The organism is Micromonospora sp. WMMC250, assembly GCF_027460215.1.
GTDB lineage: Bacteria > Actinomycetota > Actinomycetes > Mycobacteriales > Micromonosporaceae > Micromonospora > Micromonospora taraxaci.
The window spans coordinates 534,426-552,669 of record NZ_JAPZBJ010000002.1 but is presented as its reverse complement, the minus strand read 5'-3'; the positions used below and the strand labels follow the sequence as shown (position 1 = coordinate 552,669).

5 protein-coding genes and 1 pseudogene are annotated in these 18,244 nt (G+C 73.1%); 1 reads left to right on the top strand and 5 read right to left on the bottom strand.

Features of this window, described 5'->3' with window-relative positions; translation table 11 throughout:
- The first annotated feature begins 99 nt into the window (after nt 1–99).
- Entirely contained in the window at nt 100–1,341 is a 1,242-nt protein-coding gene (locus tag O3438_RS02240; RefSeq protein WP_269678318.1) for a cytochrome P450, read from the top strand.
- Between the two features lie 57 nt (nt 1,342–1,398).
- Here the strand turns inward: O3438_RS02240 and O3438_RS02235 are convergent, their stop codons facing one another.
- From O3438_RS02235 to O3438_RS02215, 5 genes and pseudogenes are all read right to left on the bottom strand, one after another.
- Entirely contained in the window at nt 1,399–3,354 is a 1,956-nt protein-coding gene (locus O3438_RS02235; protein ID WP_269678317.1) for a hypothetical protein, read from the bottom strand.
- A complete protein-coding gene (locus tag O3438_RS02230) occupies nt 3,339–4,109 on the bottom strand; it encodes an ABC transporter ATP-binding protein (RefSeq protein ID WP_269678316.1) in 771 nt (256 codons plus the stop codon). Before O3438_RS02230 ends, O3438_RS02235 begins: the two co-directional genes overlap by 16 nt.
- 43 nt (nt 4,110–4,152) lie before the next feature.
- A complete protein-coding gene (locus O3438_RS02225) occupies nt 4,153–4,920 on the bottom strand; it encodes a thioesterase II family protein (protein ID WP_269678315.1) in 768 nt (255 codons plus the stop codon).
- Nucleotides 4,921–4,933: 13 nt separating this feature from the next.
- Nucleotides 4,934–8,710, bottom strand: a pseudogene (locus O3438_RS02220) (type I polyketide synthase); the annotation flags it as partial.
- A 91-nt stretch (nt 8,711–8,801) separates the two neighbouring features.
- Nucleotides 8,802–18,062, bottom strand: coding sequence for a type I polyketide synthase (locus O3438_RS02215; protein WP_442929696.1), 9,261 nt, complete (start codon nt 18,060–18,062; stop codon nt 8,802–8,804).
- Nucleotides 18,063–18,244 lie beyond the last annotated feature (182 nt).

Genomic DNA, 18,244 nt, shown 5'->3' with positions numbered 1-18,244 from the left:
TCCCCCTGGATCGACCCCCGATCCGGGTCGTGGCGCATTTCCCGAAGACCCGTTCTTCCTATCGTGGAGACAATGTCCATGCGGAAATGAGTGGTGACGATGACCAGTGCGACGCAACATCCTGCCCCGGCCGGATCGGGCACCGGGGAGCCGGCTCCGCTGCCCCGGCAGCGCGGCACGTGTCCGTTCTCTCCACCTGACGAACTCCTCCAGCGCGCCGAGGAGCACCCGGTCAGTCCGCTGATCATGGCGGACGGGTCGGTCGGCTGGCTGGTGACGCGGGCCGAGGACGTCCGGGCGGTGCTCGCCGACACCCGGTTCAGCGCGGACATCCTCAAGGCGTCGAACCCGATCCAGGTGATCCCCGAGGAGGCCAAGCAGCTCCCGCCCGACCCGGCGTTCTTCATCCACGTCGACCCGCCGCACCACACCCGTTACCGCAAGATGTTGATGGGTCAGTTCACCATGCGCCGGGTCCGTGCCCTGGAGCCGCGGATCACCGAGATCGTCACCGATCGCCTCGACGCGATCGAGGCCGCCGGCCCGCCGTCCGACCTGGTCCGGGACTTCGCCCTGCCCATCCCCTCACTGGTCATCTGCGAGCTGCTCGGCGTGCCGTACGCCGAACGGGAGCAGTTCCAGACGTTGACCGCCGCGATGCTGCGCACCGACGCCACCCCGATGGAGGTCGGGATGTCGGCCTGGAACCTGCGGCAGTACCTGGCGGCTCTGGTGGCGACCAAACACGAGGAGCCGGACGGCGCCCTGATCTCCGGCCTGATCCACGACTCGGACGACGACCCGCTCACCGACGAGGAACTGACCAGCATCGCCATGCTGCTGCTCGTCGGCGGCCACGAGACCACCGCCAACCAGCTCAGCCTCGGCGTGTTCGCGCTGCTCACCAATCCCGAGCAGCTGGCCGTCGTACGCGCCGACCTGGACCGGGTGCCGGACGCCGTGGAGGAGTTGCTCCGCTACCTGCCGACGTTCCAGTTCGGCGTGACGCGCCTCGCGACCGAGGACGTGCCGGTGGGCGGTCAGCTCATCCGCACCGGTGAGAGCGTCAGCCTCTCGCTGTCCGCCGCCAACCGCGACCCGTCCCGCTTCGTCGACCCGGGGGTCTTCGACGTGACCCGGACCGGCAACCAGCACCTCGCCTTCGGTCACGGCGTACACCTGTGCATCGGCCAGCAGCTCGCCCGCGCGGAGCTCCGGATCGCCCTGCGGGCCCTGCTCACCCGCTTCCCCGGGCTGCGCCTGCACGGAGCGGCGGACGACGTTCCGCTGCGCTCCGAGTCGCTGATCTACGGCGTCCAGGAGCTGCCCGTCTCCTGGTGACGTCCCGGCACACACGAGGGCTCGGCCACCGCGGTGGCCGAGCCCTCGTCGTCGTGCTCAGTGGTGCAGTTCGTCGACCTTCTCGGGGTGCCGGGTCACCGCCGGGGCGGCGGCGAGGCCGGCACGGTCCACGGTCGCCTGCCGGCTCTCCCGACGGGCCAACCGGAGCTGGTGGAAGCCCGCGGCGATGAGCCCCAGGCCGAGCAGGACCATGACGCCCACGACCGGCCAGTGCAGCGCCTCGGGGACGAGGCGGGCCACGAACCAGGAGTCCCGGTCGGGGTCGGTGTACTTCAGGAAGGCGGGGACCACACCCTGTGCGATCAGCGGCACCCAGCAGACGATGAAGCACACGTAGACGGCGGCGCGGCGGGCCGGCGACGCCTTCTCGATGCCGAGGCGGCTCTCGCCGAGATCCACCCCGCCGAGCGACGCCGTGATCTGATCCCAGTCGACGTCGCCGGTGAGGTTGCTCTTACGGGAGGTGGAGGCCCGCATGGTGGCCAGCAGGTCGGGGCCGGTGGCTTCCAGGTGCTTGGCGGCGAGGTCGCCGAGCAGCCAGGCCAGCAGGATGCCGGTGACCAGGCCGACGCCGGCGCCCGCCCAGTCGGGGCCGTAGCGGACGGTGAGGTAGGCGGGGGCCGCGGTGGCCGCGACCAGCACCAGCATGAGCAGCACCTGGGTGAAGTCGGTGCCGTTCTCCAGGAGGTTGCCGCTGCGCTTGTGCGGGTCGGTCATCGGCACCGGGCGCAGCACCGAGATCAGCACGATGACGCCCGCGCCGCCGCCGACCAGGGCCGGCACCAGGGCGGCCAGCCACGGCCAGGCCCACGTCTGCCCGCTGAGCAGCGTGGGCACGACACTGAGGACCACGACCACCGGGGCGGTCAGCAGCAGCCAGGCGAGCTGGCGGCCACGGACGTCCTTCCGGGCGGCCCCGGGGGTGAGCACCGTCTGCCAGATCACCGTGCCGTCCTCGCCATACAGGTTGGCGGAGATGGCGGCGGCCCAGATGCCGAACGCGACACCGATGAACGGCACGAAGATCGGCAGGTCGACCAGGAGCGGCAGCAGGCAGAACGCGAGGGCGTAGACCAGCGAGAAGACCAGGTAGTGGAAGCGCATCAGGTCGCGGGACGCGGTGCGCAACTCCCGACCGACGACGGCTCGTACGCCGCCACCCCGGATCTTCTGGGCTGCGGTGCGACCGCGCGCCGGTCGGCCGCTGGCGCTGCGGTGGCTGAGCCGGCGGACCAGCAGCGCGGACCAGCCGAGCATGGCCAGCACGCTGAGCACGGCGAACCCGGCCGGCACGGCGGCGGCCAGCAGCCAGTCGCCACGGCCGGCGGCCTCCACCGCGACGATGCCCCAGCCGGACGGCAACCGGCGCACCCAGGCCGCCAGGTTGTCCGGGAAGCCGGCGGTGAGGGCGTACTGGATGGTGGGTTTGAGCACCCAGCCGGTGTGCGTGAGCGCCAGGATGCCGCCGCTGATGACGGCGGCCAGCACCGCGCCGATCTTGGCGCGCATCAGCGTGCTGAGCGCTGCGGTGACGAACCGGGAGGCGAGCACCACGAACAGCAGTTGGAGGAACACCACCGGCACCGCGATCAGGGCGGCGGCGCCGCCCACCGGAAGGGCCACGACGATCAGCGCGGTGAAGGCCACCAGGCTGACCACCGGCGCGACGCCGACGAACGCGACGGCGAGCAGGCCGAAGGCGAGCCGGCGTGGTGGGATCGGCAGCAGCGCCAGGTGCTCCGGGCGCAGCGTCTCGTCGCCGCCACCGAACAGCACCGGGCCGAACAGCCAACCGATCGTCCAGATGGCGAACGCCGCGCCGACCAGGTCGAGGGGTAGGCCGTCGACCGGCCAGTCGTGCAGGGCTAGCCAGATCGTGCCTCCGGCGAGGACCAGGCCCAGCACGCCGCCACCGATCATGTCGGCGGCGCGCTGCCCGGTCATCGAGTGCCGCAGGACGGCCAGCTTCATCCGGATCAGGATGCCAACCATGACAGCTCCCCCGCGCTCACCGGCTGGCCGCCGACCAGGTCGACGAACCGGTTCTCCAGGGTGCTGCCGCCGCGTACCTCGTCGAGTGGGCCGGAGGCGACCACCCGGCCGCCGGTGACGACCGCGACGTGGTCGCAGAGCTGTTCGACGACCGGCATGACGTGACTGGAGAACACCACCGAGCCGCCGGCGGCGACGAACCGCTGGAGGATCACCTTGATCGTCGCCGCCGAGACGGGGTCGACGGCCTCCAGGGGCTCGTCGAGGACCAGCAGCTTCGGTGCGTGCAGCAGCGCCGTGGCCAGACCGATCTTCTTTCGCATACCGGTCGAGTATTCGAGGACCAGGGTGCTGTCGGCCCGGTCGAGTTCGAGGACCTCCAGCAGCTCCTGGCTGCGCTTGGCGACCGCCTCGGGTTCCATGCCCCGCAGCAGACCCAGGTAGGTGAGCACCTCCCGGCCGGTGAGCCGTTCCGGCATGCCGAGGCTGTCGGGCAGGACGCCGATCAGCTCCTTGGCGCGGACCGGGTCGGCCCAGACGTCGACACCGAAGATCTCGGCGCGACCGCTGTCCGGGCGCAGCAGCCCGACGGCCATGGACAGCGATGTGGTCTTGCCGGCCCCGTTGGGACCGACCAGCCCGAAGAACGAGCCGCCCGGAACCTCCAAGTCGACGTGATCGACGGCGCGCTTGTCACCGAATGCCTTGGACAGCCCGATGAGCCGCAGAGCCGGCGTGGGTGTCGGGGTTGTCACTGGTACCTCCGGAAGTCTCGGACTGGTCAGGCCGGCGTCGCCGTCAGCCTGACGTCAGGCGATCCACAATGGTCTCCAGTATGTCCGTCTGGTGGTTGTTCAGGTAGAAGTGACCACCCCTATAAACTTTCATGGCGTAGGGGCCGGTGGTGTGCGTCCGCCAGGAGTCGGCCTCGTCCACCGTCACCTTCGGGTCGGAATCGCCGGTCAGGACGGTGATCGGGCAGGACAACAGCGGACCGGGCCGGTACACATAGGTCTCCGCGGCCTTGTAGTCGTTGCGGATCGCCCCGATGATCATCCGGATCAGCTCGTCGTCGTCGAGCAGTTTGCCCTCGGTGCCGTTGAGCCGGCGCATCTCCGCGATCAGGCCGTTGTCACCCAACTGGTGGATGTGCTCGTCACGGTGACGTGACGGCGCGCGCCGCCCGGAGGCAAAGAGGTGCTTCAGGACGATGCCGTCCTCCTCCAGGAGCCGGGCCACCTCGAAGGCGACCGAGGCTCCCATGCTGTGACCGAACAGGGCGATCGGGCGGTCGGCGAGGGTGGCGACCTGCTCCGCGACCCGGGTGGCCAGGCCGTGAACGGTGTCGATGCACGGCTCGGCGCGACGGTCCTGCCGGCCGGGATACTGCACCGCGAGCACCTCGACGCCGGTCAGGGCGCGCGAGACCGGGTGATAGTAACTGGCCGAACCGCCGGCGTGCGGCAGGCAGACCAGACGCACCGGCGCGTCCGGCTTCGGGTGGAACCGGCGCAGCCAGAGGCTGGTGTCGACAGTGGCAGTGGCAGTGACAGTGGTGATTGTCATCGGGGTCTCCGTCTCACAGGGTCGTGGTCAGCCAGTCGTGCACCGTCTGGGCGGTGCGACCGACCTGGTCGCCGAGCATCGTGAAGTGGTTTCCGGTGGCGTCCGCCACCGTGTGCGGGTGCTGCCAGGACGGCCGCCAGTCGCGGTCCTCCGGCACCGTGCCGAGGGGCTCCCCGGCGCGGACCAGCAGGGTGGGTGCGGTGCTGGGCAACGGCTCGAAGTCGCCGTAGTGGCGGATGTACGACGCCCAGGCGAGGTACCGCTCGTCGGGCACCCCGGCGTCGTCCATCTCCAGCCCGTTGAGCAGTTCGGGGATCCACTGGCCGAGAACCGCGTCGGCCGGCGGGTAGGTGTCGAGCAGCACCACGGCGGCCGGCGTGACGCCAGCGGCCTCCAACTCGGCGGTGAGGGCGTTGGCGACCAGACCGCCGGCCGAGTGTCCCAGCAGGATGAACGGCTCGACGCCGGCGTCCTCGCGGATCGCCCGCACCTGTAGGCGCAGCGCGGCGGCCAGGTCGGCGGGGGCCGGCTCGTCGGCCTGGTAACCGGGATTGACCAGCGCGGAGATCCGGTACCGGCCGCGCAGAGCGCCGGCCAGTCGGGCGTACTCCTGCGGACCGGCCATCAGCGAGGTCGTGCAACACGCGATGATCCGCGGGCCGTCGCCCTCCTCGGCCAGGCGTGCCAGCGGGGGTACGGCCACCCGCCCGGCGTCCACGTCGTCGGCGGTGAACGTCGGCCGGTACCCGGCCAGCCGCATCAGCAGTGTCGTGTACTCGTGCAGGTCGTCGTTCTGCCGCGCCTGCCGGAACAGCGCGTCCAGGGTGGGTGCCGGCGTGGCCGGCGTCGTCCCGGCCATCTCCGCCATCAGGTGCCGGGCCAGCCGGTCCGGGTCCTGGTAGGTGAAGAGCAGGCCGGGAGGCATGTTCAGGCCGGCGGCGGCGTTGAGCCGCAGGCGGATCTCCTGCCCGATCACCGAGTCGACGCCGAGTTCGAGGAAGTCCCGGCCGGGCCGGATGGACTCGATGCCGGGGTAGCCGAGGACCTCGGCGGTCTCCCGCCGGATGAGGTCGCGGACCTCCTCGAACGTGGAGTCCCGGGACAGGACCGGCGCTGCCGACGCGGCCTGGGGCGGCTCGGCGGGGGCGGCTGCGGTCGGCATGGTGACCGGTTCCAGCGCCGGCCAGTAGTGCTGCCGCTGGTACGGGTAGGTGGGCAGGTCGACGCGCGCGGTGCCGGGCAGCAGCGCCGCCCAGTCCGGTCGTACGCCCCGGCAGTGCAGCCGGGCGAGGGCCGTGACCAGGGCTTCCACGTCGTCTCCGGCACGGCGCTGCGCGGCGACGAACAGCGGGGCGGTGTCCCGGTCGGCGCCGTCGACGCAGTCGGCGCCCAGCGGGGTGAGCACCGCGTCCGGGCCGATCTCCAGGTAGGCGGTGACGCCCCGCTCGTGCAGGGTCCGGATGCCGTCCGCGAAGCGCACGGTGGCACGGACCTGGTCCACCCAGTAGTCGGAGTCGAACTCCGCGACGCCGCCGGTCACCGTGGAGACGACCGGAACGCGGGCGGGGGCATGGGTCAGCCCTCGGACGGCCCGGGCGAAGTCCGCGGTCATCGGTGCCATCAGTGGTGAGTGCAGGGCGTGCTCCACGTCCAGCGTCCGGGTCTTGCCGAACCGCGCGACCACCTGCTCGACCGCCTCCGCCGCGCCGGACACCACCACCGACTTCGGTCCGTTGACGGCGGCGACGGACGCCACCGCCTCGAATCCGGCGAGCGCGTCCCGGACCTCCGCCTCGGTGGCCCGGACCGCGACCATCACGCCGCCGGCCGGGAGTGCCTGGATGAGCCGTCCTCGTGCCGCGACGAGCGCGGCCGCGTCGGGCAGCGACAGCACTCCGGCCGCGTGTGCCGCCGCTACCTCGCCGGTGGAGTGTCCGATGAGCTGGTCCGGGACCACTCCGAACGAGGTGACCAGGCGGTACAGCGCGACCTCGACGGCGAACAGCGCCGCCTGGGCGTACCCGGTGCGGTCCAGGGCGGCCTCGTCGTGGAGGACGACCTCCCGGATCGACCGGTCCAGGTGCACGTCGAGTTCGGCGCAGGCGGCGTCGAATGCCTCGGCGAACACCGGGAAGGTGGCGTACAGGTCCCGGCCCATGCCGACCCGTTGTGCGCCCGGCCCGGAGAAGACGAAGGCCACCTGCGGTCGGGCCGTCGCCAGGTCACCCGGGTCGGTCCCGTCGGCGATCCGGGTCAGCGCCGCGGTCAACGTGTCCGTCTCGGTGCCGACGGCGACCGCCCGGTACTCGAAGTGCGAGCGGGTGACCGCGAGCGACCCGGCCACGTCGGCCGGGTCCAGAGCGGGGTGCTCCCGCAGGTACGCGAGCAGCTGCGCCGCCTGGGCGCGGAGTCCGGCGGGCTCGCGGGCCGACACCGGCCAGGCCAGGACACCGTGGGTGGCACGGGTTCCCGAGGTGGCGAGCCGGCCCTCGGTCTCCTCGGCTTGTTCGAGGATCACGTGGGCGTTGGTGCCGCTGACCCCGAACGAGGAGACCGCGGCGCGGCGCGGCCGACCGTCGGCGGGCCACGGGCGCGACGAGGTGAGCAGTTCGACGGCCCCCGCGGACCAGTCCACCTGCGGGGTGGGCCGGTCGACGTGCAGGGTGGGCGGGAGCACGGCGCGCCGCATCGCCTCGACCATCTTGATGATGCCGGTGACGCCGGCGGCGGCCTGGGTGTGGCCGATGTTCGACTTGATCGAGCCGAGCCACAGCGGCCGGTCGGCGGGGCGGTCCTGACCGTAGGTGGCCAGCAGCGCCTGCGCCTCGATCGGGTCCCCGAGTCGGGTGCCGGTGCCGTGCGCCTCGACGACGTCGATGTCGGCCACCGTGAGCCGGGCGTTGGCCAGCGCGGCCCGGATCACCCGCTGTTGGGCGGGGCCGTTCGGGGCGGTCAGGCCACTGGACGCGCCGTCCTGGTTGACCGCGCTGCCGCGCAGCACGGCGAGCACGGGGTGACCGTTGCGGCGGGCGTCGGACAGCCGTTCCAGTAGGATCATCGCGGCGCCCTCGCCCCAGCCGGTGCCGTCGGCGGCGGCGGCGAACGACTTGCAGCGGCCGTTGGCGGCGAGCCCACCCTGCTTGGAGAACTCGACGAACACCGACGGGGTGGCCATCACCGCGACGCCACCGGCCAGCGCCAGGTCGCACTCGCCGTCGCGTAGGGACTGGGCGGCCAGGTGGACCGCGACGAGTGAGGACGAGCAGGCGGTGTCCACGGTGAGCGCCGGCCCTTCCAGGCCGAACGTGTACGAGATCCGCCCGGAGACCACACTCGCCGAGTTGCCGGTGCCGAGGTGCCCGCCGAAGCCCTGCGCCAGGGCGGCGACCAGCACACCCGTGTAGTCCTGGTTGTTGGTGCCGGCGAAGACCCCGGTACGGCTGCCCCGGGCGGCGGTCCGGTCGATCCCGGCCCGCTCGAAGGTCTCCCAGGCGATCTCCAGGAGCAGCCGCTGCTGCGGGTCCATGGCGATCGCCTCGCGCGGCGAGATACCGAAGAAACCGGGGTCGAAGTCACCGGCGTCGTAGAGGAAGGCGCCGGAGCCCGCGGTACTCAGCTCGGACAGCGCGGTCAGGTCCCAACCGCGATCGGACGGGAACTCACCGATCGCGTCCCGGCCCTCGGCCACCAGGTCCCAGAGCTGATCGGGCCCCCGCACCCCACCGGGCAGCCGGCAGCCCGTCGAGACGATCGCGATCGGTTCGGGTGCGGGCGGGGCCGCCGGGGTTGCGGCGCGTTGCTTGAGCCGCTTGTTGTCGGCGAGCGCCGCACGCAGCGCCGCCACCACCTCGTCGTAACTCGTGGCCATCGTCTACTCCCCGTCAGCTCTCGGTGCCGTCGAGGGCGAGGCGGACCAGCTCGCTCACGTCGAGCTCCGCCAGGTCCTCACCGTCGTCGTCGGTGGCCGGCGGCGCGTCCGGCGCCTCCGGCCCGGTCTGTGCCAGGCCGAGCAGGGTGTCCAGCAGGCCGGCCGCGCGCAGCCGCTCCACCGGGATCCGGGACAGGACCTCACGGACCTGCTGCTCCTCCGGGTCCCCCGCCGCCTCCGGGCCGGCCAACTGGTCGAGGACGTGCTCGGCCAGGACCAGCGGTGACGGGTAGTCGAAGATCAGGGTCGCCGGCAACGGCAGGCCGAGCTCGGCGGAGAGCGCGTTGCGCAGCTCCACGCCGGTCAGCGAGTCGAAGCCCAGTTCCAGGAATCCACGGTCGACGTCGACACCGCCGGGCGCGGTGTGCCCCAGCACGGTGGCGGCGTTCTTGCGGATCAGGTCGAGCACGACCCGCTCCCGCTCGGCTGCCGGCAGCCCGGTCAGACTGCGGCGCAGGGCGTCGGCGTCGGCGTCGTTCTCGGCCCCCGGCGTACCGGCGGTGAGCGCGGCCCGCGCCTCGTCGATCTCGTCGAGCAGCCGGCCGGAGCGGACCGCCTGGAACGGCAGCGCGAACCGGGCCCAGTCGACGTCGGCGACGGCGAGCGCCACCTCGCGGTCGTCGATGGCGGCGGCCAGCGCGTCGATCGCCGACTCCGGGTTCATCACGGGCAGGCCGCGGCGGCGCAACTGCTCCTGGGCCGGGCCCTCGGCCATGCCACCGTCGCCCCACGGCCCCCAGGCCACGGCGGTGCCGGCGAGGCCACGGCCACGCCTGGCCTCGGCGAGGGCGTCGAGGTACGCGTTGGCTGCCGCGTAGGCGCCCTGCCCGCCGCTGCCCCAGATCCCGGCGATGGAGGAGAAGAGCACGAACGCGTCGAGCTGTCGCTCCCCGAGCAGCGCGTCCAGGTGCACCGCGCCCGCGATCTTCGCGCGGACCACGCCGGCGAACTCGTCCAGGTCGGTGTCCCGCAGCGATCCGGGGGTGCCGATGCCGGCGGCGTGCACCACGGCGGTCAGCGGCAGGTCGGTGGGGATGCGGTCGAGCACGCCGGCCAGCGCGGCCCGGTCGGCGACGTCACAGGCCTCGACGGTCACCCGGGCACCGAGAGCGGTCAGCTCGCCGGTCAGGTCGGCTACGCCGGGTGCGTCGGCGCCCCGGCGGCTGAGCAGGAGCAGGTGCTCGGCTCCCCGCTCGGCGAGCAGGCGGGCGACCCGTCCGCCCAGCGCACCGGTGCCACCGGTGATCAGGACCGTGCCGTGCGGACGCCACTGCGGGCCCGGTGTGGTGCCACGAGGGTGGCGGACCAGGCGGCGGCCGAAGATCGCCGAGGCGCGGATCGCCACCTGGTCCTCACCGCCGCCGGCACCGGCGCCGGCCAGCACGGCGCAGAGCCGCGCGCCGGCACGGTCGTCGAGCTGGGGCGGCAGGTCGACCAGACCTGCCCACAGTCGCGGCTGCTCCAGTGCGGCGACCCGGCCGAGGCCCCAGACCTGCGCCTGGGCGGGCGCGGCGACCCGCTCCGAGCCGCCGATCGCGACGGCCCCACGGGTCACGCTCCACACCGGAGCGTTCGCCCCGAGCTGGTCGAGGGCCTGGACCAGTGTCACAGTGCCGGCGACCCCAGTGGTGAGGATCGGGTGCGTGGGGTGCGGGGCCTCGTCGAGGGCGAGCACTGACACGATGCCGTGCACCGGGCCGTACTCGTCCAGGGCCGCGCCGATCCGCGCGGCGGTGCCGGCGCGGGTCAGGTCCGCCGGCGTCAGCGTGACGGTTCCGGTCGCCGCGCCGTGCTTGCGCAGCACGGCGGCGAGTTCGGCGGTGGGATGGTCAGGAGTGCTGACCAGCAGCCAGGTGCCGGTCAGCGTGGGCGTCCCGGTGGAGGACAGGGGCCGCCAGCGGACGCCGTACCGCCACCCGTCGATCGTCGAACTCCGCCGGGCCTGTCGACGCCAGACGGAGAGCGCCTGGACGACCGCCTGCAGAGTGGCGTCGGTTGGCAGGGCGAGTTCGGCGCCGATGCCGGCGAGGTCCGCGCGCTCGATGCGGTCCCACAGGTCCGCGTCGTCGGACGCGGCGGCCGGCAGGGCCCAGGAGACCGACCCGGGCCAGTAGTGCTGCCGCTGGAAGGCGTACGTGGGCAGCTCCACCCGCCGCGCCCCGGGGTGCACGGCGACCCAGTCCACAGCGACGCCGCGGACGTGGATCTGGGCGAGCCCGGCGCGCAGGGCGGTCGGTTGGTCGCGGTCGGATCGTTGCAGCGGTACGAACACCGCGTCGGTGACACAGTCCGCGCCCATCGCGGAGAGCACCCCGTCCGGGCCGATCTCCACGAAGGTGGCGACACCCAGACCTTCCAGGGTGGTGATGCCGTCGGCGAACCGGACCGCCTCCCGCACGTGCCGCACCCAGTAGGCCGCGTCCGGTGTCTCGGCGACCTGCCCGGTCACGTTGGAGATGATCGGAATCCGCGGCGGCGCGTACGTCAACGTCGCGGCGATCGACGCGAACTCCGCCAGCATCGGCTCCATCAGCACCGAGTGGAACGCGTGGCTGACCGTCAACCGCTTGGACTTCGCGAAGTGCGCGGCGACGGTTGCCACCGCGTCGGAGGCACCGGACAGCACCACCGAGCGGGGGCCGTTGACGGCAGCGACGGAAACCCCGTCGACCAGCAGCGGCACCACCTCGGACTCGGTGGCCCGCACCGCGACCATGACCCCGCCGGCGGGCAACGCCTGCATCAGCCGACCGCGTGCGGTGACCAGCTTCGCGGCGTCGGCCAGGGTCAACACGCCGGCGACGTGGGCGGCGGCGATCTCGCCGATCGAGTGGCCCACCAGGTAGTCGGGCGTGGCGCCCACCAGGCGGTACAGCGCGACCTCGACCGCGAACAACGCGGCCTGGGTGTAGACCGTCTGGTCCAGTTCGTCGCCGTCGGCGATCACCGACCGCAGCGGTCGGTCCAGATGCAGGTCCAACTCGGCGCAGGCCGCGTCGAACGCGTCGGCGAAGACCGGGTAGGTGGCGGCCAGTTCCAGGCCCATCCCCGGCCGCTGTGAGCCCTGGCCGGAGAACACGAACGCGGTCCGGCCCCGCACCACGGACCCCCTGATCGGGGCCGGTGACCCGGCGGCCGTCGCCGCCAGCTCGGCACGGCCGAACACCGCGGCCCGGTGCCGATGCGGGGTACGGGTGGTGGCGAGGGAGAAGCCGACGTCGTAGGGGTTCAGCCCCGGGTGCTCGTCCAGGTGGCCGAGCAGCCGCTCGGCCTGGTCCCGCAGCCCCTCCTCGGTACGCGAGCTGAGCAGCCAGACGGACGGCCGTTGCGGGTTCGTGGCGGGGTCCGGGGCTGCCGGGATCGGGTCACCCTCCAACACGACGTGGGCGTTCGTCCCGCTGATGCCGAACGACGACACGGCGGCCCGGCGTGGTCCGCCGCCCTCCCACGGCAGGGACCTGTCGAGCAGCGCGACCGCACCGGACTCCCAGTCCACCTCGGCGCTCGGCTGGTCCACGTGCAGCGTCCGGGGCAGCACCCCGTACCGCATCGCCTGGATCACCTTGATCACCCCGGCGACACCGGCGGCGGCCTGGGTGTGGCCGATGTTCGACTTGATCGAGCCCAGCCGCAGGGGGCGGTCCGCGGGTCGGTGCTGCCCGTAGGTGGCGAGCAACGCCTGGGCCTCGATCGGGTCACCGAGTCGGGTGCCGGTGCCGTGCGCCTCGACGAGGTCCACGTCGGAGGGTCGCAGGCCGGCGTCGGTGAGGGCGGCCCGGATGACCCGCTGCTGGGCGGGCCCGTTGGGGGCGGTCAGCCCGTTCGACGCGCCGTCCTGGTTGATCGCGCTGCCGCGTACCGTGGCGAGGATCTGGTGGCCGGCGGCCAGCGCCGCGGATCGGCGCTCGAGCAGCAGCATGCCCGCGCCCTCGCCCCAGCCGGTGCCGTCGGCGTCGTCGGCGAACGCCTTGCAGCGACCGTCGGCGGCGAGCCCGCGCTGGCGGCTGAACTCGACGAAGCGGCCCGGGGTGGCCATCACCGTGACACCGCCGGCCAGCGCCTGCCGGCACTCGCCCCGGCGCAGCGACTGGGCGGCGAGGTGCAGCGCGACGAGCGACGACGAGCAGGCGGTGTCGATGGTGACGGCCGGGCCCTCCAGGCCGAGGGCGTAGGAGATCCGGCCGGAGGCGACGCTGCCGGCGTTGCCGGTCATGGTGTGCCCCTCGACGCCCTCGGTGGAGCCGTAGAGCAGCGCGCCGTAGTCCTGGCCGTTGGAGCCGACGAAGACGCCGACCTGCTCGCCGCGGGCGGTCGACGGGTCGATGCCGGCGTGCTCGAACGCCTCCCAGGCGGTTTCCAGCAGGAGCCGCTGCTGCGGGTCCATGGCCAGGGCCTCGCGCGGCGAGATGCCGAAGAACTCCGGGTCGAACGCGGCGGCCCCGTAGAGGAAGCCACCCTCGCGGACGTAGCTGGTGCCGGAGTTGTCCGGGTCGGCGTCGTAGACGCCGTCGACGTCCCAGCCACGGTCGGCGGGGAACGTGGAGATGGCGTCCACCTCGTCACGCACGAGCTGCCACAACTGGTCGGGGTTGTCGGCGCCGCCGGGGAAGCGGCACGACATGCCCACCACGACGATCGGATCGTCCTGGTCGGCACCGCCGACGGAGAAGCGCTGGTCGACAGCGGGCTCGGTGTCCCCGTCGGCCCCGAGCAGGTCGCTGAGGTGGCCGCCGAGGGCGAGCGCGCTCGGGTGGTCGAAGATCAGGGTGGCGGGTAGCCGCAGACCGGTGGCGGCGGCGAGCGCGTTGCGCAGCTCGACAGCGGTGAGCGAGTCGAAGCCGAGGTCACGGAAGGCACGCTCCGGTTCCACGCCATCCGCGTCGGGGTGGCCGAGGACCGCGGCGGCGTGCCCGCGGACCAGGTCGACGAGCGCGGTCGCGCGGTCCCGGGCGGTCATCGACCGCAGCCGCCGGGTCAGGTCGCCGGACGGGTCGACAGCGGTGGTCGCGGCGGCTTCCGGGATGGTGGCGAGGGTCGGGTTGGGGCGTACCGCGGTGAAGCCGGGCGCGAACCGCTCCCAGTCGACGTCGGTCAGCGCCAGGACCGGCTCACCGCCGCCGACCGCCTGGGCGAGACCGGTGAGAGCCAACTCCGGGTCCATCGCGCCCAGGCCGCCTCGGCTGAGCCGCTCCCGACGCACGGCCTCCTCGGCGAGGCCGCCGTCGCCCCAACGGCCCCAGGCGATCGAGGTCGCCGGTAGGCCGTCGGCGACCCGCTGCTCGGCGAGGGCGTCGAGGTACGCGTTGGCGGCGGCGTACGCGCCCTGTCCCGCGTTGCCGAGGGTGCCGGCGAACGACGAGAACAGCACGAACGCGGTCAGGTCCCGGTCCCGGGTGAGGTCGTGCAGGTGGTGGGCGGCGACGGCCTTCGGGGCCAGGACCCGGTCGATCCGGTCGCGGTCGAGGCTGCCGAGGGTGCCGTCGTCCAGGACGGCGGCCGTGTGGAAGACGGAGGTCAGGTCGTCCAGGCCGTCGATCACTGTGCGCAGGGCGTCCCGGTCGGCGATGTCGCAGGCGGTGATCGTCACTCGTACGCCGGTCTGCTCCAGTTCGGCGCGCAGGTCGTCGGCGCCCGGGGCGTCCGGGCCACGGCGGCTGACGAGCACCAGATGCTCGACGCCGTTGCGGGCCAGCCAGCGAGCCGTGTGCGCGCCGATCGCGCCGGTGCCACCGGTGACCAGCGCCGTGCCCGACGGCGACCAGCGGGGTGCGCCGCTCTGTGGGGCGCGGGTCAGCCGGCGGGTGTAGAGGCCCGAGGCGCGGACGGCGAACTGGTCCTCGTCGTCGCCGGCGGTGAGGGCCGCGACGAGCCGGGCGGCCGAGCGGGGGTCGGGCTGCGCGGGCAGGTCGACCAGGCCACCCCAGCGGTGCGGCTCCTCGAGGGCGACGACCCGGCCGAAGCCCCAGAGCGCCGCCGGTGTGGGTGCCGGGGCGGCGTCGGAGCGACCGACCCGGACACCGGAGCGGGTGGCGAGCCAGAGTGGAGCGGTGACGCCCGCGTCCGCTAGCCCGTGCAGGACCGTGGACGTGTCGTGCACGGCGTCGGCGGCGGTCGACTCGGCGAGGGGCAGCGCGAGCAGGGACAACACGCCGTCGACAGGCGTTCCGGCGACGGCGGTGGCGACCGCGTCGGCGACGGTGGTCCGTTCGATCGGGCCTTGGTCGATGGTCACCGGTACGGTCCGGGCACCGGCCTGCCGGAGGGCTTCCTCGACGGCGTCCGACCACTGTTCGCCGGTGGGGCGAAGGACCAGCCAGGTGCCGGTGTGGGTGCTCTCGGCCGGTGTGGTCCGGCTCTGCCAGGTGATCCGGTACCGCCAGTCGTCGAGGATGTGGTGCTGACGTGTGCGGCGACGCCAGGCGGTCAGTGCGGGCAGCAGCTCGGTGCCGTCGCCGGTGATGCCCAGCGGGGTGAGGTCGCCGTTCTCGACGGCCCGCCAGAACTCGCTGTCCACCGGGTCGGCCAGGCTCGTCGCACCGCCGGGGGTGGGCCAGTAGCGCTGGTGTTGGAAGGGGTACGTCGGCAGGTCGACGGGCCGGGTGGCCGGGATGACTGTGGTCCAGTCGACGGGTGCGCCCTGCACCCACGCCTCGGCCAGCGACCGCACGAACCGCTGCGGGCCGCCTTCGTCACGGCGCAACGTGCCAACGGTGGTGGCCTCGATCGCGCCGGTGAGCACCGGGTGCGCGCTGACCTCGACGAAGATCCGATGCCCCGCCGCGTGGGCCGCCTCGACAGCCAGGTCGAGGCGCACCGGTTGGCGCAGGTTGCGATACCAGTAGGCGGCGTCCATGACACCGCCGTCCTCGACAGTGGAGAACACCGGCACCGTGCCGGGCAGGGGCTGCACCCCGTCGAGCAGACGGGCCAACTCCGCCTCCACCGGCTCGACCAGCGGGCAGTGTGACGCGTAGTCCACCTTCACCCGCCTGGCCCGCACCCCCGCCGCCTCCGCGGCAGCCAGGAACGCATCCAGGTCCGCGCCGGCCACCACGACACTCGTCGGGCCGTTGACCACCGCGACACTGACCCCGTCGGTCAACAGGGGTGTGACCACGTCCAGGCCGGCGCTGACCGACACCATGCCGCCGGTGCCGGACAGGGCCAACAGAGCCCTGCTGCGTAACGCGACGACCTTCGCGGCGTCACTGAGCGACAGGACCCCGGCCACACACGCGGCAGCGATCTCACCCTGCGAGTGACCGATCACCGCGTCAGGGGTGACGCCCTTGGCCTTCCACACCTCGGCCAACGCGACGTGCACCGCCCACAACACCGGCTGCACCACATCCACCCGATCCAACGGATCGTCCGAGCGCAGCACGTCCAGGAGATTCCAGTCCACGAACGGGGCCAGAGCCGCCGCACACTCTGCGATCCGGGCCGCGAACACCGGCTCGGCATCCAGCAGACCCACCGCCATCCCCACCCACTGCGAACCCTGACCGGGGAACACGAACACCACACCCGCGTCGGGGTGGGCCGAACCGGACACCACAGCACCCGACGGCAGGCCGTCCCGGAGGGCGGACAGGCCGGCACCGTGATCCGGGCCGAGCACGACCGCCCGGTGGCTCAGCACCGATCGGGTCGACAGCAGCGAGTACGCCACCGCCCCCGGAGCCGCCGTGACCCGCGACAGCCGCTCGGCCTGCCCGCGCAGCGCCTCCGGCGCCGCAGCCGACAACAGCCACGGCACGTCCGGTTCCGTCACGACCGGCTCGTCCACGGGCGCGGCCGGCGCCTCCTCGATGATCACGTGCGCGTTGGTGCCGGACACCCCGAACGACGACACCCCCGCCCGACGCGGGCGCTCCCCCGCCGGCCACGGCCTCGGGTCGATGAGCAGCTCCACCGCACCGGCCGACCAGTCCACCTGCGGTGTCGGCTCGTCCACGTGCAGCGTGCGCGGCAACGTCTCATGACGCAGCGCCTCGACCACCTTGATGATGCCGGCGACACCCGCCGCGGCCTGGGTGTGCCCGATGTTCGACTTCACCGACCCCAACCACAGCGGCTGACCGGCGGGCCGGTCCTGGCCGTAGGTCGCCAGGACCGCCTGCGCCTCGATCGGGTCGCCCAGGGTGGTGCCGGTGCCGTGCGCCTCGACCGCGTCGACGTCCGCCGCCGACAGTCGGGCGTCGACCAGCGCGGCCTGGATCACCCGCTGCTGCGACGGCCCGTTCGGGGCGGTCAACCCGTTCGACGCGCCGTCCTGGTTGACAGCGCTGCCGCGCACCACGGCGAGCACCCGGTGACCGTTGCGGACCGCGTCGGAGAGCCGCTCCACCAGCAGCACCCCGGCGCCCTCGGCGAAGCCGGTGCCGTCGGCGGCACCCGCGAACGCCTTGCACCGGCCGTCGGCCGCCAGGCCACGCTGGCGGGAGAAGCCGACGAACAGCGACGGGGTGGCCATCACCGTGACACCGCCGGCCAGCGCGAGTGAGCACTCACCGGCCCGCAGCGCCTGCGCCGCCAGGTGCAGGGCGACCAGCGACGACGAGCACGCGGTGTCGACGGTGACCGCCGGCCCTTCCAGACCCAGCGAGTACGACACCCGCCCGGAGATGACGGCGCCCGCGTTGCCGGTGGCCAGGTAGCCCTCCAGCCCTTCGGACGCGCCCATCAGGATGGCCGAGTAGTCCGAGCCGTTGGTGCCCGCGAACACACCGGTTCGCGACCCGGACAGCGACGCCGGGTCGATGCCGGCCCGCTCGATCGCCTCCCAGGACACCTCCAGCAGGAGTCGCTGCGCCGGGTCCATCGCGAGGGCCTCGCGGGGGCTGATCCCGAAGAAGCCGGCGTCGAAGTCGCCCGCCCCGCTCAGGAACCCGCCCTCGGCGGCGTACGACGTCCCGGGGTTGTCTGGGTCGGGGTCGAACAGCGCCTCGGTGTCCCAGCCCCTGTCGGACGGGAACGGCGTGATGCCGTCCCCGTTGCCGGCGACCAGGTTCCACAGCGACTCCGGGGAGTCCACGCCACCGGGGAACCGGCAGCCCACGCCGATGATCGCGATCGGCTCGTCGGCGCGTACCTCCAGGTGCCGGATACGCTCCTGGGCGGTTTCCAGGTCGGCGGTGACCCGCTTGAGGAAGTAGCGCAACCGCTCTTCGTTGGCCATCGGTAGGTCTCCCCTTGTGAGCGTGCGGGTCAGGCGATGCCGAACTTCTTGCCGAGGAGGTCGAACATCTCCTCGTCGGTGGCGTCGGCCAGGGCTTCGCCCGCGGTCTCCACCGGCTCGGCGCGCCCGTGCTTCCAGTCCGCGACGAGCGCCTGCATGCGGGTCATCAGCCGGACGTACGTGACGTCGTCCGGTTCGAGGCTGTCCAGGGCCGC